The organism is Falsiroseomonas oleicola, from assembly GCF_019029495.1.
Lineage (GTDB): Bacteria > Pseudomonadota > Alphaproteobacteria > Acetobacterales > Acetobacteraceae > Falsiroseomonas > Falsiroseomonas oleicola.
The window spans coordinates 492,136-509,503 of record NZ_JAERQM010000001.1 but is presented as its reverse complement, the minus strand read 5'-3'; the positions used below and the strand labels follow the sequence as shown (position 1 = coordinate 509,503).

Annotated in this window: 18 protein-coding genes; 12 read left to right on the top strand and 6 right to left on the bottom strand. The window is 71.1% G+C overall.

Features of this window, described 5'->3' with window-relative positions; all coding sequences use genetic code 11:
• The first annotated feature begins 127 nt into the window (after positions 1 to 127).
• The 4 genes from JJQ90_RS02575 to JJQ90_RS02560 all read left to right on the top strand — a co-directional run bounded on the left by JJQ90_RS02575 (position 128) and on the right by JJQ90_RS02560 (position 2,944).
• On the top strand, positions 128 to 433 hold the full coding sequence (locus JJQ90_RS02575) for a DUF4212 domain-containing protein (protein ID WP_216872880.1): 306 nt from the start codon (positions 128 to 130) through the stop codon (positions 431 to 433).
• 1 nt (position 434) lies between these two features.
• Positions 435 to 2,222, top strand: a complete 1,788-nt coding sequence (locus JJQ90_RS02570; RefSeq protein WP_216872879.1) for a sodium:solute symporter family protein — start codon at positions 435 to 437, stop codon at positions 2,220 to 2,222.
• An 88-nt stretch (positions 2,223 to 2,310) separates the two neighbouring features.
• On the top strand, positions 2,311 to 2,643 hold the full coding sequence (locus JJQ90_RS02565; RefSeq protein WP_216872878.1) for a YggT family protein: 333 nt from the start codon (positions 2,311 to 2,313) through the stop codon (positions 2,641 to 2,643).
• A 10-nt stretch (positions 2,644 to 2,653) separates the two neighbouring features.
• Positions 2,654 to 2,944, top strand: a complete 291-nt coding sequence (locus JJQ90_RS02560) for a hypothetical protein (protein ID WP_216872877.1) — start codon at positions 2,654 to 2,656, stop codon at positions 2,942 to 2,944.
• Position 2,945: 1 nt separating this feature from the next.
• Here the strand turns inward: JJQ90_RS02560 and JJQ90_RS02555 are convergent, their stop codons facing one another.
• The gene (locus JJQ90_RS02555; RefSeq protein WP_216872876.1) at positions 2,946 to 3,569 is read right to left on the bottom strand and encodes a Tat pathway signal protein; all 624 of its coding nucleotides are present in this window, start codon (positions 3,567 to 3,569) and stop codon (positions 2,946 to 2,948) included.
• Positions 3,570 to 3,742: 173 nt separating this feature from the next.
• Here JJQ90_RS02555 and JJQ90_RS02550 point away from each other — a divergent pair, with 173 nt between their 5' ends.
• The 3 genes from JJQ90_RS02550 to JJQ90_RS02540 are packed head-to-tail and all read left to right on the top strand — an operon-like array spanning position 3,743 to position 6,833.
• Positions 3,743 to 5,461 carry a tetratricopeptide repeat protein gene (locus JJQ90_RS02550; protein ID WP_216872875.1) on the top strand — a complete coding sequence of 573 codons (1,719 nt, stop codon included), beginning with the start codon at positions 3,743 to 3,745 and terminating at the stop codon, positions 5,459 to 5,461.
• On the top strand, positions 5,458 to 6,303 hold the full coding sequence (locus tag JJQ90_RS02545) for a 4-(cytidine 5'-diphospho)-2-C-methyl-D-erythritol kinase (RefSeq protein WP_216872874.1): 846 nt from the start codon (positions 5,458 to 5,460) through the stop codon (positions 6,301 to 6,303). Before JJQ90_RS02550 ends, JJQ90_RS02545 begins: the two co-directional genes overlap by 4 nt.
• Entirely contained in the window at positions 6,303 to 6,833 is a 531-nt protein-coding gene (locus JJQ90_RS02540; protein ID WP_216872873.1) for a hypothetical protein, read from the top strand. Before JJQ90_RS02545 ends, JJQ90_RS02540 begins: the two co-directional genes overlap by 1 nt.
• Here the strand turns inward: JJQ90_RS02540 and JJQ90_RS02535 are convergent.
• Entirely contained in the window at positions 6,763 to 7,926 is a 1,164-nt protein-coding gene (locus JJQ90_RS02535; RefSeq protein WP_216872872.1) for a pyridoxal phosphate-dependent aminotransferase, read from the bottom strand. The two genes, JJQ90_RS02540 and JJQ90_RS02535, sit on opposite strands and share 71 nt — an antisense overlap.
• Positions 7,926 to 9,317, bottom strand: a complete 1,392-nt coding sequence (locus JJQ90_RS02530) for a gamma-glutamyltransferase (protein WP_216872871.1) — start codon at positions 9,315 to 9,317, stop codon at positions 7,926 to 7,928. Before JJQ90_RS02530 ends, JJQ90_RS02535 begins: the two co-directional genes overlap by 1 nt.
• Before the next feature lie 70 nt (positions 9,318 to 9,387).
• On the opposite strand from JJQ90_RS02530, the gene JJQ90_RS02525 reads away from it, so the two are divergent.
• The 5 genes from JJQ90_RS02525 (at position 9,388) to JJQ90_RS02505 (ending at position 14,864) form a co-directional block, all read left to right on the top strand.
• Entirely contained in the window at positions 9,388 to 10,785 is a 1,398-nt protein-coding gene (locus JJQ90_RS02525; RefSeq protein WP_216872870.1) for a M48 family metalloprotease, read from the top strand.
• Between the two features lie 8 nt (positions 10,786 to 10,793).
• On the top strand, positions 10,794 to 11,546 hold the full coding sequence (locus JJQ90_RS02520; protein ID WP_230410308.1) for a DsbA family protein: 753 nt from the start codon (positions 10,794 to 10,796) through the stop codon (positions 11,544 to 11,546).
• 96 nt (positions 11,547 to 11,642) lie between these two features.
• Complete coding sequence (locus JJQ90_RS02515; RefSeq protein WP_216872869.1) at positions 11,643 to 12,608, top strand: Bug family tripartite tricarboxylate transporter substrate binding protein; 966 nt, start codon at positions 11,643 to 11,645, stop codon at positions 12,606 to 12,608.
• Positions 12,609 to 12,732: 124 nt separating this feature from the next.
• A complete protein-coding gene (argE, locus tag JJQ90_RS02510; RefSeq protein ID WP_216872868.1) occupies positions 12,733 to 13,890 on the top strand; it encodes an acetylornithine deacetylase in 1,158 nt (385 codons plus the stop codon).
• Between the two features lie 5 nt (positions 13,891 to 13,895).
• The gene (locus JJQ90_RS02505; RefSeq protein WP_216873737.1) at positions 13,896 to 14,864 is read left to right on the top strand and encodes a M14 family metallopeptidase; all 969 of its coding nucleotides are present in this window, start codon (positions 13,896 to 13,898) and stop codon (positions 14,862 to 14,864) included.
• 9 nt (positions 14,865 to 14,873) lie between these two features.
• Here JJQ90_RS02505 and phnE (JJQ90_RS02500) read toward each other — a convergent pair whose 3' ends face one another.
• From phnE (JJQ90_RS02500) to phnC, 3 genes are read right to left on the bottom strand one after another with little or no spacing between them, the layout of a single operon-like run.
• Positions 14,874 to 15,692: a phosphonate ABC transporter, permease protein PhnE gene (gene phnE, locus JJQ90_RS02500; protein WP_216872867.1), complete on the bottom strand. Its 819-nt coding sequence runs from the start codon at positions 15,690 to 15,692 to the stop codon at positions 14,874 to 14,876.
• The gene (gene phnE / locus JJQ90_RS02495; RefSeq protein WP_216872866.1) at positions 15,692 to 16,534 is read right to left on the bottom strand and encodes a phosphonate ABC transporter, permease protein PhnE; all 843 of its coding nucleotides are present in this window, start codon (positions 16,532 to 16,534) and stop codon (positions 15,692 to 15,694) included. The genes phnE (JJQ90_RS02500) and phnE (JJQ90_RS02495) overlap by 1 nt, the downstream gene beginning before the upstream one ends.
• Positions 16,531 to 17,334: a phosphonate ABC transporter ATP-binding protein gene (gene phnC / locus JJQ90_RS02490; RefSeq protein ID WP_377097553.1), complete on the bottom strand. Its 804-nt coding sequence runs from the start codon at positions 17,332 to 17,334 to the stop codon at positions 16,531 to 16,533. The genes phnE (JJQ90_RS02495) and phnC overlap by 4 nt, the downstream gene beginning before the upstream one ends.
• Positions 17,335 to 17,368: the final 34 nt, after the last annotated feature.

Here is a 17,368-nt window from a genome sequence, read left to right as displayed (position 1 = left end):
TGCGTGACGATTCCGGAACGTGCTAGCCGATGGATCGCATACGATTTACTCCCGGATCGTGTCCTGCGCGCCGGGAGGGTGGGGAACAAGCCGCAAAGTCGGCACCAGGAAAGAGGGAAAGTTTCGCATGCCGCTCGTGGGGGATGTGAAGGGACCGCGTGGGCCGGACACGGCCGCGGTGGATCGGGCAACGGGCGACGCCTATTGGCGGCGCACCTCCAGCCTGATGTGGACCATGCTGGCGATCTGGGCGGTGGCGGGTTTCGGTGTGCATCTGTTCGCCACCAGCCTGAACACCATCACGATCTTCGGCTTTCCGCTGGGCTTCTACATGGCGGCCCAGGGCAGCCTGATCATCTTCGTCGTTCAGTTGTTCTGGTTCGCCAAGCGCCAGAACGCGATCGACGAGGAATTCGGCGTGGAGGAGGAATGAGATGTCCGACTCCCCCAAGGCGCAATCCGGCGACTTCCTCTCCAATCTCGGGCGCATCTACGGCTGGTACACGGGCGGCTTCGCCGCCTTCGTGCTGGTGCTGGCGGTGCTGGAGCAGGTCGGCGTTCCGAACCGGATCATCGGCTACCTCTTCGTCTTCCTGACCATCGGCGTCTATGCGCTGATCGGCTACCTGTCGCGCACCGCGCAGGTCTCGGAATACTACGTGGCGGGGCGGCGGGTCCCGGCACTCTACAACGGCATGGCGACGGGGTCGGACTGGATGTCCGCCGCCTCCTTCATCGGCATGGCCGGCACGCTGTACATCCAGGGCTATGACGGCCTGGCCTTCGTGCTCGGCTGGACCGGCGGCTATGTGCTGGTGGCCATCCTGCTCGCGCCCTATCTGCGCAAGTTCGGCGCCTATACCGTGCCTGACTTCCTGGGCGCGCGCTATGGCGGCAACCTGGCGCGGCTGGCGGGCGTGATCGTGCTGATGTCGGCGTCCTTCACCTATGTCGTGGCGCAGATCTTCGGCACGGGCATCATCGCCTCGCGCTTCCTCGGTATTTCCTTCGAACTGGCGGTCTTCGTCGGCCTTGCGGGCATCCTGGTCTGTTCGATGCTGGGTGGCATGCGCGCGGTCACCTGGACCCAGGTGGCGCAGTACATCATCCTCATCATCGCCTATCTGCTGCCGGTGGTGCTGCTTTCGGCCAAGGTCACCGGCGTGCCGGTGCCGCAACTGATGTACGGCCAGGCGCTGGAGCAGATCGAGATGCTGCGCCAGACGAAGGAGGCCCTGGCGGGCGCGCCATCGCATATCACGCCCTTCATCAACTCCGACCCGATCAACTTCTTCGGGCTGATCTTCTGCCTGATGCTGGGCACCGCCTCCCTGCCGCATATCCTGATGCGCTACTTCACCACGCCTTCGGTGCGGGATGCGCGGCAGTCCGTGGCCTGGAGCCTGTTCTTCATCTTCCTGCTGTATTTCACCGCGCCGGCCTATGCGGCCTTCGCCAAGCTGGAAGTCTTCACCAACGTCATCGGCGCGCCGATCGCCAGCCTGCCGGAATGGGTCAGCATCTGGTCCAATATCGGCCTGGTGCGGATCAATGACGCGAATGCCGACGGCATCCTGCAATTCCGCGAATTCATCATCAATGCCGACGCCATCGTGCTGGCGACGCCGGAAATCGCCGGCCTGCCCTATGTCATCGCGGGGCTGGTGGCCGCCGGTGGCCTGGCGGCGGCGCTGTCCACCGCGGACGGGTTGCTGCTGGCCATCGCCAATGCGCTCAGCCACGACATCTACTACCGGATGATCGACCCGCAGGCGAATTCCAAGCGCCGGCTGGTGGTGGCGCGCGTGCTGCTGATCGTCGTCGCCATCGTCGCCGCCTGGGTGGCCAGTACGCGGCCCGCGGGCATCCTGGCCATGGTGGCCTGGGCCTTCTCCATTGCCGCATCGGGGCTGTTCCCGGCGCTGGTCATGGGGGTGTGGTGGAAGCGAACCACCTCCGCGGGCGCGGTGGCTGGCATGGTGGTGGGCTATGGCGTCTGCCTGTTCTACCTGGTCGGCACGCAGTACTACGGCATGCCGCTGTGGTTTGGCATCCGCAACATTTCCTGCGGCTTGTTCGGCATTCCGGCGGCCTTCCTGACGACCTTCGTGGTCAGCCTGATGACGCCCGCGCCGTCCCAGGCGATGCAGGACTTCATCGACAGCATCCGCACCCCGCGCGGCGGCGTGCGCATGGTGGCGGGCGAGAAGGTGCTGGACTGATCCGCCGCTTCCGTGCCTGAAACCCGGGCGGGGTGCCGGAAGGTGCCCCGCCCGACTCATGTTCCGCTGTTGCGAATACAGGGACCAAATGGACCAACCGCATTTCATCCTGGGCCATCTGCCCTTCTGGCTGGTGACCTATGGCCTCGCCGTGGTGGGCTGGACACTGATTGGCCGCTTCACCATGCAGTTCTTCGTCCCGCCCGACAGTCCCCTGTATATCTGGCGCTGGTTCCGGCGGCTGACGGATTGGGCGGTGCGCGGGGCGGCGCTGCTGGTGCCGCGCTATGTGGCGCCGGTCTTCCTGCCGCTGGTGGCCGCCTTCTGGGTCTTCACCTTCCGCATGGCCTTCGGCATCGCCATGTGGACCGCCGGGATGGCCCCCTCGCTGGCCCCGGCGGCGGCCCCGGCGGCGGGATGAGGGCGCGCGCATGACCCCGCAGACCCTGTTTCTTTTCGCCATCTCGGCCAGCCTGCTGACCGGCATGACCAGCCCCGCCACCGGGCTGGTCTTCGGCCTGTGGCCGCTGTGGTATCCGCAGGTGGTCACCCCGGTGCATGAGCTGGTCTATTATGGCGCCAGCCTGATCGTGGCGACCGCCACCCTGCTCAGCGCCGCCATCCCCGCCGCGATCGCGGAGCGGCTGGGGGCCAGCGAGCGCGCCACCATGGGCCTCTGGGCCGGTGGCGCGGCGCTGTGGCTGCTGCTCGGCTGGGTATGAATCAGCGCCAGACGAAGCTGTTCAGGCTGCAGGTTTCCTGCCGCCGCCGTTCGAAGGCGCGACCGTCCATATAGACCACGCGCATATCCACCGCGCAGGTCACGCCCGCCGGCAGCCGCACCGAGATGCGCTGGCCCGGCTGCATCACCTGCGTGCCCAGCCGGTCAGGCCCCCAGCCACCATCCGTGGACAGCGAGACATACAACTCCCGGATCGTGATGCCGGTGCCGTTGACGAAGTTGAAGGAGGGATTCATCCCCGCCGGCCGCGCCGGGGAGACCTGCGCTCCGGCGCCCGCACTGCCGCGGCCGCCGAAGACCACCTGGCTCAGCCCGCAGGCATTCACCCGCATCCGGGTCGCTTCGCCGCCACCCTGATAGGTCACCCGGATATCCAGGATGCAGTCCCCGAAGGCCGGGACCACCCAGACCCTCTCGCGGAACGGCAGCACCGAGGTGCCGAGGATGTCCGGCCCCCAATCCTGGACGCGGGAGGATGAGACATAGGCACGTTCGATCGTGCGGCCGGTCTCATTGACCAGCCAGAAGCGGTTCTGTGCCTCGGCGGCTCCGGCGGCCAACAAGCCCGCGAGCAGCGCGAAAAGGGCGAGGACAGGGCGACGCATTGGCATTCTACTCCCGCAAGTGACGATTGAGCCGGAACGTGTAACAGCCAGCAATATGGGCCATGGATGAAAGCGCGGTCATAATATTTCGACATATGGCGTGGCTGGCGTCATGCTGCGGCGCAGCCAAGCCCTGCTGGCGGAGCGCCGGATTTGCCTGCTAGGGTTCCGCCATGATCTGGTCCGTCCCGCCCCGCCGTGCCCTCCTCCTCGCGGCCGCGCTGCTGTCCGGCTGCGCTGCGGCCGGCACGCCCAGCCCCGCCACCACCGCCACCCCGGTGGCGGAGGCGGAACCCGATGGCGTCTTCGGCAACTACCTCGCCGGCCGCTTCGCCCAGAGCGAGACGGATACGCGCATCGCCGCCGAACGGCTGCTGGAGGCGCTGCGGCGGGAACCGAACCAGCCGGAATTGCTGAACCGCGCCTTCGCCGCCGCGCTGCTCGATGGGCGGCCGGAGGCCCTGCGCCTGGCCCGCCGCCTGCCCAACAACCAGGCCGCCGCCCTGCTGCTGGTCGGGGCGGAGGCGACCGCCGGGCGCTGGGAACGGGCCGAGCAGCGCATCCGCGCCCTGCCGAACCAGGGTCCCTCCCAATTGCTGAAGCCGCTGCTGCTGGCCTGGGTGCAGCAGGGACGCGGCCAGACCGATGCGGCCCTGGCCACCCTGCGCCCGCTGGCGGAGGCCGGGCGGTTGCGCGGCCTGCACCTGCTGCACATGGCGCTGATCGCCGATGTCGCCGGCCGACCGCGGGAGGCGGAGCGCGCCATCCGGCTAGCCCTGACGGAAACGCCGGAACCCTCCCTTCGCCTGCTGCAACTCGCCACCGCCATCCTGGCCCGCAGCGGGCGGGAGGCGGAGTCGATGGCGCTGGTCGATGGCCTGGCCCGCGGGCTCGGGGACTACGCGCTCGCTGCCGCCACCCCGGCCGGCCGGCGCGCGCTGATGGAAAGCCGCGCCGTGTCCTCGCCGGTGGAGGGCATCGCCGAATCCTACCTCGCTCTGGCCGCCGCGCTGCGCCAGCAGGGCGGTGGGGATGCGGCGCTGATCCTGGCGCGGCTGTCGCTGCGGCTGCGCCCGGATTTCAGCCCGACCCTGCTGCTGATCGCCGAAAACTATGCCGAGGAACGCCACCCGGAAACCGCGCTGACGGTGCTGGAAGCGGTGCCGGCGAGCGACCCGCTGGCACCCATCATCGCGCTCCGCCGCGCCGCCCTGTTCGACCGCATGGACCGGGTGCCGGAGGCCGAGGCCGCCTTGCGCGGGCTGGCCGCCGACCTGCCGCAGTCGCCGCAGCCGCTCGCCCGGCTCGGCGACCTGCTGCGTGCCCGCAGCCGCTTTCCGGAGGCGGTGGTCGCCTATGATGGCGCCGTCGCCCGCATCGCCGCGCCGAATGCCACCGATTGGCCGCTGTTCTACGCCCGCGGCATCAGCCGCGAACGCTCCGGTGACTGGCCTGGGGCGGAGGCGGATTTCCAGCGCGCGCTCCAGCTCGCGCCCGAACAGCCCTATGTCCTGAACTATTTGGCCTACACCTGGGTGGAGCAGGGCAACCGCCTGGCGGAGGCGCGGGCCATGCTGGAACGCGCGGTGCAGCTGCGGCCGGAGGATGGCAATATCGTCGACAGCCTCGGCTGGGCGCTGTTCCGCATGGGCGACATCCCGGCTGCCATCCGCACGCTGGAACGCGCGGTGGAGCTGGAGCCGCGCAATTCCGTCATCAACGACCATCTGGGCGACGCCTATTGGGCCGCCGGCCGCCAGCAGGAGGCGCGCTTCCAGTGGCGCCGGGCGATGGGGCTGGAGCCGGAGGCGGAGGAATTGGCGAAGATCACCGCGAAACTGCGCGACGGATTGCCGGACCCGCCGGCCTCCACGGCGCAGCGCCGCGATTGAGCAGGCTCGATCCGGGCTTCGCCCCGGCGAAGGTGAACCTGTATCTGCGCGTCACCGGACGGCGGGCGGACGGGTTTCATCTGCTGGACAGTCTGGCGGTGTTCGCCGGGGTGGGTGATCGCGTCAGCGCGACCCCCGCCGACACGCTGGCGCTGTCCCTGGCGGGGCCGGAGGCGGGGGCGCTGGCGGCGGAGCCGGACAATCTGGTTCTGCGCGCCGCCCGCGCCCTGGCGCAGGCCGCCGGCGTGAGCCGGGGCGCGGCGCTGCGGCTGGAAAAGAATCTGCCCATCGCCTCCGGCATCGGCGGCGGCTCGGCCGATGCGGCCGCCGCGCTGCGGGTGCTGGCCGCGCTCTGGGGCGTCTCGGCCGATCTGCCGGCGATGGCCGAGAGGCTGGGCGCCGATGTGCCGGTCTGCGTCACCGGCCAGCCGGCGCGGATGCAGGGGGTGGGGGAGGTGCTGTCCCCCGTGCCGTCTTTGCCGCCCTGCGGGCTCCTGCTGGCCAATCCGCGCCTGCCTCTGGCCACCCCCGCCGTCTTCCGCGCCCGGCAGGGTGGCTTCTCGCCCGAGGCCAGCCTGCCCGAAGCCTGGGCCGATGCTGCCGATCTGGCCGACTGGCTGCGCCCGCTGGGCAACGACCTTCAGGCCGCCGCCATCACCCTGTGCCCGCCTGTGGCCGAAGTGCTGGCCGCCATCGCGGCCCGGCCAGGCTGTCTGCTGGCCCGCATGAGCGGCTCCGGCGCCACCTGTTTCGGCCTGTTCGCCACGGCGGCGGAGGCAGCCGGCGCGGCCGCCGCGCTGCCCGCTGGATGGTGGCGGTGGGGTGGAGCGCTGGCGACGTAATGCCCACCTGGCTCGCGGCTGTCGCCCAGCGCCTGCACTTCATGGCACGGCGCCGGCGCGGACGGCGTAGGGCAGGGCGCCGACTGGCCGCCGTCCTGGCCCTGCTGCGGCAACAGGCCGCGGGGCCGGACGGGCAGGCGGCGGTGCTCGAACGTTTCCTTCAGGCCTGCCTCGACCTGCTGGAGCCCCGCCCCGGCCTCGCCGTGCCCCTCGCTTTGGCCCGGGACGCCCTGGCCGGCGACCGGACCGCGCTGCGGCGGCTGGAGACGTTGGAACCCGACCCGGGCGCGGATTACTGGGCGGCCTGCGTCCCGGCCCGGATCGCCTGGCTGGAGGCCGTGGCGCGCGAGGTGCTGGCGGAGCAGGGCGCCGCGGCGGCCATGCTGGTCAACGACCTTGCCGCCACCGGGCGCGACCTGCCGCTGCGGGCGCTGGAGGCCGCCGCCAGGGCCGGCGGGGTCAGCGCCCCAGCCATTCCCTCAGCCGCGCGGGCGCCTGCACCATCGCCGCCTCCGCCCCGCAATAGCTGAAGCGGAGAAAGCGAGCACCGCGATCGCGGTCGAAGTCGACGCCGGCGGAGGCGGCGATGCCCGCCCCTTCCAGCATCCGGGCGCAGAAATCCAGGCTGTCATTGGTCAGGTGCCCGACATCGCACCACAGATAAAAAGCGCCATCGGCGGCGGCGATGCGGTCGAAGCCGGCGGCGGGCAGGCCCGCCAGCAGGGCGGCGCGGGCGCGGGCATAGCCGGCCTTGTTGGCCTCCAGCTCCTCCGTGCAGTCGAAGGCCGCCTCGGCCGCCACCTGGGCGATATGCGGCGCGCTGATGAACATGTTCTGCGCCAGGCATTCCACCGGGCGGATCAGATCCTCCGGCAGCACCAGCCAGCCGATGCGCCAGCCGGTCATGGAGAAGTACTTGGAGAAGCTGTTCACCACGATGGCGCTGGGGGAGAAGGCCGCCGCCGTGCTCTCCGCCACCGTGCCATAGGACAGGCCGTGATAGATCTCGTCGGAGACCAGCCGCACCCCATTGGCATGGCACCAGCGTGCGATGGCGGCCAACTCCTCCGGCGCCAGCATGGTGCCTGCGGGGTTGCAGGGGCTGGCGACGATCAGCCCATCCGGGCGCGGGTCCAGCTTGTCCAGCATGTCCAGCGTCGGCTGGAAGCGGGTGCTGGCATCGCAGGCCAGCATCTGCGGCACCATGCCGAGCGCGGCCAGGATATTGGCGTAGGGCGGGTAGAAGGGCGCGGCCATGGCGATCCGGTCGCCGACATCGAAGGCGGCCAGGAAGGCGAGGGGGAAGGCGCCGGAGGCACCGACCGTCACCGCGATCCGGCCGGCCGGCACCGCCACCCCGTACTTCTGCCCGTAATGCGCAGCGATACGGGCGCGCAGCGAGGCGAGGCCGAAGGCTTCCGTATAGCCCATCGGATTGCCGGCCTGCAGCGCACGTATCGCCGCTTCCGCCGCGCCGCGCGGGGCGCCGCTGCCGGGTTGGCCGACCTCCATGCGCAGGATGGCGCCGGGCGGCAGGGTCGCGGCGCGCGCATTGGCGGCCGCGATCACATCCATCACCAGGAAGGGCGGCGCCGCCGCCCCCTTGCCAGCCTTCAGCGCCATCAGCGGTCCACGGCGCCCAAGGCGAGGCCGGCGCCGCGCGGGTCGGTCAGGCCCTGGCAGCTATTGAGGTCGCCCGGCAGGTAGCGCGGGCAGGCCATCAACTGGGTCCGCCCCGGCTCCGGCGCCGAACCAACCGCCGAGGCGGCGTCGCTGCCCGCCAGCACACGCGCCAGCGGCAGCGCCACCGCCAGCGGCGCGCCCTGCTGGCCGCTGCCGGCGGCGGCGGCGCGGAAGGCGCGCAGGTTGGGGCTGTGCACCAGCCCGGCCGAGAGCAGCGCCGGCCGCACCTGGCCGATGCCCGGCGCGGCGGCCAGCAGCAGGCCGGTGCCCGGTGCGATGCGACCGGTGCCGAACAGGTTGTTCATGCTGAAGGCGCAGGTCACGGACATGCCGTCCCGGTCCACCACCGTCAGCCCGGTCGAGGCCGGCAGCACGCCGAGCCCGCCGCCGGGCAGGTCGGTGGCGGAGAGCAGCGCCATGGCATCGCCACCCCGCGCCCGCCAGGCCGCCGCCGAAGCCTCCGCCCGCAGCGCCGCCGCATCGGGCGCCGCGCCGGATTGCAGCGCCGCGAAGGCCGCCGCCGCCGCCAGGCCGCCATCGGCGGGCGGCGGCAGGAAGGAGACCAGGTCGTTGCCGGCGCGCAGCTGCAGCGGCGGCATCACCTGCGGCACCGCCGCGCGCAGCTCCTCCACCGTCAGCCCGCCGCCGGCGGCGCGGGAGGTTTCCTCCAGCCGCCGGGCCAAGCCGCCCTGGTGCAGGTCACCGACGCCCGCGGTGCGCAGCGTGGCGAGGGTGGCGCCGAGGTCGGCCTGGGTCATCCGCGCCCCGGCCTGCAGCGGCTGCCCGCCGGGGCCCGCGAAGACCGCGGCCACCTGAGGGTCCTGGAACAGCGGGCCGGCGACGGCGGCGAGGTCGGCGGCGAAGGCGCGGCTGACCTCGGTGCCGAAGCGCGCGGCCTGTTCGGCCGGCGCGATCAACTCCTCGAAAGGCCGGCGGCCGGCGCGGGCATGCAGGGCGAACAACCCGCGCGCCATCAGCGGCACGGCGGCCGGGCGGTCGGCGCCGGCCGGCACCGCGGCGCGGGCGCCGGCGGGGAAGACGATGGCCTCCACCTCATTGCGGCTCGGCGTATAGACGAGGCAGGCGCCGCCGCCGCCGAGCCCGGCGCGGGAGGGCTGGGTGACCGCCAGCATCAGCGCCGCGGACACCGCCGCATCGGCGGCGGAACCGCCGGTGGACAGGGTGTTGCGCCCGGTGAGCGAGGCGCGCGGTTCCTCCGTGGCGATGCCGCCCAGGAAGCCGCGCACGAAGCCTTCCTGGCCCGCCTGCACGCCGCCACCCGAGTCGGTCAGCCCGCCGCAGGCCGCGAGCGCCGGCAGCAGGGCCAGCATCAGGGCCGCCTTGCCGGCGTTCCGATGCGAAGGGTGTGAAGGGGGCACCGATCGCGCTAGGCTGGCGCCCATGTCGCGCCCCCTGGCCTTCTCGATCGCTGGCACCAAGCTGGTCGTCATGCTGGTTGTCCTCGCCCTTCTCGCCGTGCTGGTCGTCCCTGGACAGGCCGCGGCGCAAGCGGCGTCGCAGCGCATCGTCACCATCCGGGATGCCGAGACCGAAAACCTGATCCGGCGCCTGTCCCACCCCCTGTTCCGTACCGCGGGGGTGGATCCGGGACTGGTTCGGACCACGCTGATCCAGAACCGCGCCATAAACGCCTTCGTCAGCACCGGCAACCGGCTGTTCATCCACACCGGCCTGATCCAGCAGGCGGGATCGGTGCGGGAGGTGATTGGCGTGCTGGCGCATGAGACCGGCCATATCGCCGGCGGCCACCTGGCGCGCCTGCCGGATGAGATGCGCGCGGCCATGCTGCGCTCCGTCGCGGCCATGCTGCTGGGCGGTGCGGCGGCTGCGGCAACCGGGCGGGCCGACGCGGTGATGGCCGGCGTGCTGGGTGGCCAGGCCGCCGCGATGGGGGAGTTCTACGCCTTCACCCGCAGCCAGGAACAGGCGGCGGACCAGGCGGGCGTCACCTATCTGGACCGCCTCGGCTGGTCCGCCCGCGGCTTGGAGCAATTGCTGGAAAAGCTGCTGGATCAGGAGCTTCTGGCCGTCGGCCGGCAGGATCCCTATTTCCGCACCCACCCGCTGTCGCGCGACCGGCTGGAATTCGCCCGCGAGCATATCGCCCGGTCCCGCTTCTCCGACGCCCCGCTGCCGGCGGGGTTCGAGGAGGAGTTCGCCATGGTGCGGGCGAAGCTGGACGCCTTCATCGATCCGCCTTCCAGCACCTGGCGCCGCTACCCGCCGGGCAACAATGCCCGCCCCGCCCGCTATGCCCGCGCCATCGCCCAGTTCCGCTCCGGCCGCATCGCGGAGGCGGTGGTGCTGATCGATGAATTGATCGCCGAATCGCCGCGCAGCCCCTGGCTGCATGAGCTGAAGGGCCAGATCCTGTTCGAGGGGCATCGCCCGGCGGAGGCGCTGGCCCCCTATGACATGGCCAGCCGACTCGCCCCGGACGAGGCGATGATCCGGCTCAGCCATGCCCGCGTGCTGATCGAGCTCGGCCAGCCGGCCCAGCTTCGCCAGGCGCTGGAGGAGCTGGAGGCGACGTTGCGGACGGAACGCGAAAGCGCCTTCGTCTGGCGCCAGGTGGCCATCGCCCAGGGCCGCTTGGGCAACATGCCGCTGGCCGACCTGGCCCTGGCGGAGGAGGCGCTGCTACAGGGCGACGCCCGCACCGCCCGCATGCTGGCCCGCCGCGCGGAAGCGGCGCTGCCCGCAGGCCCGCAACGGCTGCGGGCGCAGGATCTGCGCAACGCGGCCGAGGTCGAGAACACGTCGCAACGCGGCCGATGAGGAATTCCATGCGCAAGATGCTTCGCTGTGCCGCCGTCATCCTGGCCCTGGCGGTGCCTGTCACGGTTCTGGCCCCCCATGTATGGGCCCAGGGCTTCACCCCCGCCCAGCGGGCCGAGATCGTCGAGATCCTGCGCCAGGCGCTGCGGGAGGACCCGACCATCCTGCGGGATGCCATCGGCGGGCTGGAGGCGGCGGAGCAGCAGGCGCGGGCGGAGGCGCAGCGCGCCGCCATCACCGCCCAGGCGGCCGCCCTGTTCGAGGACCCCGCGGACCCGGTGAAGGGCAATCCGCGCGGCGACGTGACGCTGGTGGAGTTCTTCGACGCCCGCTGCGGCTACTGCAAGCAACTGCATCCGACCATGGAGGCGCTGATCCGCAGCGACCCCAATCTGCGGGTGGTGATGAAGGACCTGCCGATCCTCGGCCCGAACAGCGTGCTCGCCTCCCGCGCCTTGCTCGCCGCCCAGCGGCAGGGGGGCTACAGCCGCCTGTATGATGCGCTGATGGTCCTGCGCAACGAACCCACAGAGCCGGTGATGCGCCAGCAGGCCGAACGCGCAGGCCTCGACTGGTCGCGGCTGCGCCGCGACATGGACGACCCGGCGGTGCAGGCCCGCATCCAGGCCAATCTCGGCCTGGCCCAGGCGCTGGGCATCGAGGGCACGCCCGCCTTGGTCATCGGCCAGACGCTGGTGCCGGGCGCGGTCGACCTGCCGGCTCTGCAGCGGCTGGTGGCGGAAGCGCGCGCGGCGCGGTGATGGCCTGCGCCGAGCCCGCCGCCGGCCGGCGCGCTTGACCGCTCGGTTCCCCCAGGCTTCCGTCCGGAGGTAAGCAAGACCTCCGGGGAAACATCCATGTCCGATTTCACGCGCCGCGCCGCTTTGGCCTGCGGCCTTCTCCTCGCTGCCGTGCCTGCGATGGCCCCCGCCGTTCTGGCCCAGGACGCCTATCCCTCCCGGCCTATCCAGATGATCGTGCCCTATCCGCCGGGCGGGAATACCGACCTGATGGCCCGCGCGCTGCAGACGGAACTCAGCCAGGCGCTCGGCCAGGCGGTGGTGGTGGCCAATCGCGGCGGCGCGGCGGGCACCATCGGCGATGCTGCCCTGGCCCGTGCGACGCCCGATGGCTACACGATCGGCATGTCGCCGAACAATCCGCTGACGGCGCAGCCGCATCTGCAAAGCCTGTCCTATTCCATGGACAGCTTCCGCTTCCTTTGCCTGGTCTATGACAACCCGCAGGTGCTGGTGGGCGGCCGCGGCGCGCCCTTCCAGGACTTCGCCGGCATGATCGCCCATGCGAAATCGGGGCGGGAGGCGCTGATCTATGGCTCCCCCGGCCAGGGCAGCACCCAGCATATCCTGATGGCCGCCCTGCTGAAGGCGGCGGGGGTGGATGGGCTGCACGTGCCCTTCACCGGCGCCGGGCCGATGGCCACGGCCGCGCTGGGCGGGCAGATCCAGGTCTTCGTCGAAAGCCCCTCCATCCCCACCAATACCGGCCTGCCGATGCTGGGCGTCTTCGGCCGGGAACGCATGCCGGCGCTGCCGCAGGTGCCGACGGTGGCGGAGCTGGGCTTCCCGATCGATGGCAGCTCCGCCGGCGGCCTCATCGGCCCGGCCAATATGCCGGAGGCCGCGGCGGCGGCCATCGAGCGCGCCTGCGCCACCGCGGTCGCCAGCCCCGCCTTCAAGCTGGCCGCGGAGCGGCTGAACGCCGTGCCGCGCTACCTGCCCGGCGCCGCCTTCCGCAGCCGCTTCGCCGAGGAAAGCACCATGAACCGCACCGTGCTGCGGGAGCTGGGCCTGGCGCAGTAATCCCGGCGGGCCGGTCGCCTGACCGGCACGGCGCGGTCACGCGGAGGCCGTTGAAATACGCGAAACGGAGCCGCGATTGCCGCCATCCCCCTGCCGTATAGACTGCCTTACGGGAGATTCATGGATGGCGGCGGAACAGGCGGTCGCGATGCTGGACCGGCTGGTGGGGTTCGACACCACCAGCGCGCGCAGCAACCTCGACCTGGTGCATTTCGTGCGGGACGACCTCGCCCTGCAGGGCGTGGAAAGCCGGCTCGTCTTCGCCCCGGAAGGCGGCAAGGCGGCGCTGCATGCGGTGCTGGGGCCGCGCGTGGCGGGCGGCGTCGCGCTCTCCGCCCATAGCGACTGCGTGCCGGTGGAGGGCCAGGCCTGGGCCGCCGACCCTTTCGGGCTGCGCCGCGACCACGGCCGCCTGACCGGGCGTGGCACCGTCGACACGAAGGGTTTTTGGAGTTGCGTCATGGCCGCCGTGCCGGGCCTGCTCGCGAAGCCCATGGCGCGGCCGATCCACCTCTGCCTGTCCTTCGACGAGGAAACCACTTTTGCGGGTGCGCCCCTGCTGGTGGACAGCCTCAGCGAGGCCGGGCCGCCGCCGGCGCTGTGCATCGTCGGCGAGCCGAGCCTGATGGCGCCGGTGGTGGCCCATAAGGGCTATGCCTCCTGGGAGGTGGAGGTCACGGGCCGTACCGGCCATTCTTCCCAGGCGCATCGCACCGCCAATGCGCTGGAGGCGGCGGCGGAGGCCGTGGTGTTTCTCAAACACGCCGCCCGCCGCTTCGCCGCCGAGGGGCGCCGGGCGGAGGGCTTCGTGCCGCCTTATACCACCGTCCATACCGGCACCTTCCGGGCCGGCAGCATCCTGAACATCGTGCCCGACCTGGCGGAATTCGTCTTCGAGGCGCGCGCCGTGCCCGGCGATTCGGCGGAGGCGGTGCGCGACGCGCTCGAAGCCTTCGCGCGCGACACGCTGTTGCCCGATTTGCGCAACAGGGCGCCAGAGGCGGCGTTCCACATCCGCCGGCGCTGCCACGCCCCGCCGCTCAGCCTCGACCCCGCGCATCCGCTCTTTGCCCTGGCGGTAGATTGTGGCGCGGTGGGCGGGGCGGCGCGGATGCCCTTCGCGACGGAGGCGGGCGTCTTCCAGAACGCCGGCATCGCCACCCTGGTCTGCGGCCCGGGCGACGTGGCGCAGGCGCATCAACCGGAGGAATGGATCGCCGAATCGGAACTGGCCGCCTGCTGCGCCTTCCTCGACCGGCTCGGCGACAGGATGGCGGCGTGACCCATATGGCCGATCTCGGCCTGCCCTCGCTGGAGGTGCGGCTGCCGCTGCCGGCCCTGGCGCGCTGGCGGGCGGGCAATACCGGCCTGGCGGGGGTGTGGCGCTTCGCGGCGCCGCTGCCGGGGCCGAGCCTGGTGATCTCCGCCGCCGTGCATGGCAATGAGATTGCCGGCGCGCTGCTGCTGCAACGCTGGCTGCGGGACGGGGTGCGGCCGCGGCGTGGCACGCTGACCCTGGTCTTCGCCAATCTTGCGGCGCTGGACCGCTTCGACCCGGCGGACCCCACGGCCAGCCGCTTCATCGAGGAGGATATGAACCGCCTCTGGGCGCCGGAGCTGCTTGGCGGGCCGCGCCGCTCGGTGGAGCTGGACCGGGCGCGGGCGCTGCTGCCGGTGATGGCACAGGCGGATGTGCTGCTGGACCTGCATTCGATGCTCTGGCCCTCCGACCCGCTGTTCCTGTCCGGTCCCGGCGCGGCGGCGCGGGCGCTGGGCCAGGCGCTGGGCGCGCCGCCGCTGGTGGTGGCGGATGACGGCCATGCGGCGGGGATGCGCCTGATCGACCATACGCGCTTCAAGGACGGCGCCAGCGCCCTGCTGCTGGAAGCCGGCCCGCATTGGCAGCCCGAGACCCTGGCCCTGATGGAACAGGCCAGCGCCCGCCTGCTGCGCCATCTCGGCATGGCGGAGGACGGCGCGGCCCTGCCGCCGGAGGTGGCGCTGCCTTCCGGACGGCTGGCGCGGGTGACCCGCACCGTGACCGCCACGACCACCGGCTTCACCTTCCTGCGCGAATTCCGCGGCGGCGAGGTGGTGCCACGGCGGAACACGCTGATCGCCCTGGATGGGGAGGTCGAGGTGCGCACGCCCCATGACGTGTGTCTGCTCGTGATGCCGAGCCCGAGGGTGATGCGCGGGCATACGGCGGTGCGGCTGGCACGGTTCGAGGACCCTGGCGAGGCTGCGACTTGCTGACCTGATCCTTCAGATCACCGCGTGCCGCACCCGCGCCGAAAGCCATTCGCTGACCAGCACCGTGCCGAGGATCAGGATGAAGATCATCGTCACCTGTGGCCAGGCCAGCACGTTGATGCTGGCCTGCATCTGCATGCCGATGCCGCCCGCGCCGACCAGGCCCAGCACCGTCGCCTCGCGGATGTTGATGTCCCAGCGGAACACGCTGATACCGGCGAAGGCGGGCATGATCTGCGGCACGATGGACCAGCCCAGCACCTGTGGCCGCGATGCGCCGGTGGCGGTCACCGCCTCCACCTGCGTCGGGTCGATTTCCTCGATCGCCTCATAGAGCAGCTTGGCGATGAAGCCGACGCTGCGCAGCGCGATGGAGAGGATGCCGGCCAGCAGGCCGGGGCCGAGGATGATGACCAGGATCAGCGCCCAGATCAGCGAATTGATGGACCGGCTGGCGACGATGATGAACAGCACCGCAGGCCGCACGAAGGCACGGCTCGGCGTGGTGTTGTGCGCGGCCAGGAAAGCCAGCGGCACGCCGATGACGATGGCCAAAGCGGTGCCGATGGTCGCCATGTTGATGGTGTCGAGCAGCGGCTTCCAGAGCTGGCTGGCATAGGACCAGCGCGGCGGGAACATGCGGGCGATGAGATCGGCGCCCTGCGTCGGCGCATCCCAGACGAAGGCCCAGATGGTGCGGTCTGATATGAACTGGAAGCACAGCAGCGTCAGCGCCACCGCGCCGAACCAGCCGGCCCAGACCAGCAGGTCGGCGCGCGGCGTGCGGCGGCGCCATTCCGGCACGCCGTCCGCGCGGGTCAGGATGGCCATTACTGCACCTTCCGGCGGATGAAGCCGCTGGCATATTCACAGGCCAGCACGATGGCGATGATGATGAGCAGCACGGCCGCCGCGGTGTCGAATTCATAGCGGTCGAAGGCGGTGTTCAGCGTGTCGCCGATGCCGCCCGCGCCGACCAGGCCGAGCACCGCGCTTTCCCGGAAATTGATATCCAGGCGATAGGCCGAAAGCCCGATCAGCCGCGGCCGCACCTGCGGCAGGATGCCCCAGGCCAGAAGCTGGAACCAGGAGGATCCGGTGGCGCGCACCGCCTCCGCCTGGCTTGCCTGGATATCCTCGATATCCTCGGCGATCAGCTTGGCCATGAAGCCGATGGTGGCGAAGGCCAGGGTCAGCGTGCCGGCCAGCGGGCCGAAGCCCAGCATGGCGACGAAGACGATGGCGATGATGATTTCCTGGAAGGTGCGGCTGATGGCGATGATGCCGCGGCAGAACAGGTAGACCGGCAGCGGCGCCAGGTTGCGGCTGGCGCCCAGGGCCACCGGGATGGACAGGATGATGCCGATGCCGGTGGAGACCACCGTCATGGTCAGGCTTTCCAGCAGCCCCTCCATGATATCCTGGCGCTTGGAGACGAAATCAGGCGGGAAGAAGCCACTGAGGAAGCGCGCCGCGCGCTCCACCCCCTCCGCCGCGCGGGTCCAGTTGACCTCGACGGTGGTGAAGGCGAGCAGCGCATAGGCCAGCGCACCGAGATAGACGGCATAGCGCAGCCAGGGCGTCTCGATCAGCGGCGGCGGGCGCCAGGCGCGCGCGGCGGCCACCGGGTCGAAGACCCGGGCCTCGCCGGAGGGCAGGGTGCTGGCGCTCATGCCACCACCTCGGCCGATTCCTCCTCCTCCTCATCCGCCTTGCGGATGGTCTGCGACCAGTCCTCCTCGCCATAGATGGCGGTGAGCTGGTCGGCGCCGAGGGCCTCGGCGGTGCCGTCGAAGACGATGCGGCCGGCGCGCAGGCCGACGATACGCTTCGCGAATTGCTGGGCCAGCGCCACGTCATGGATGTTGATGATGGCGGCCAGCCCCCGCTCGGCGCAGAGTTCCACGATCAGCCGCATGATCTGGCGGCTGGTCTTGGGGTCGAGGCTGGCGGTCGGTTCATCGACCAGCAGCAGTTTCGGGTCCTGCATCAGCGCGCGGACGATGCCGACACGCTGGCGCTGGCCGCCGGACAGCGCATCGGCGCGCTTGTCGGCCATGTGGGCCAAGCCCACGCGGTCCAACAATCGAAAAGCTTCCTCGACATCCTTGCGGGGAAAGCGGCGGAACCAGGAGGCCCAGAAGCCGACATAACCGAGACGGCCCGACAGCACGTTCTCCATCACCGTCAGGCGTTCGACCAGCGCGTATTCCTGGAAGATCATGCCCATCTTCCGTCGTGCCCGGCGCAGCGCGCCGGAGCCGAGGCTGGTGAGTTCGATGCCGTCCAGCATCACCCGGCCGGAGGAGGGTTCCACCAGCCGGTTGACGCAGCGGATCAGCGTGGATTTGCCGGCGCCGGAGGGGCCGATCAGCGCCATCACCTGCCCCGCCGGGACCGCGAGATCGACCTTGTCGAGCGCGAGGTCGCCGGTCGGGTAGCGCTTGGTCAGCCCCTCGATGGTCAGCAGCACCGGATCATCATCCCTTGTCAGCTTCGCAGTCCTG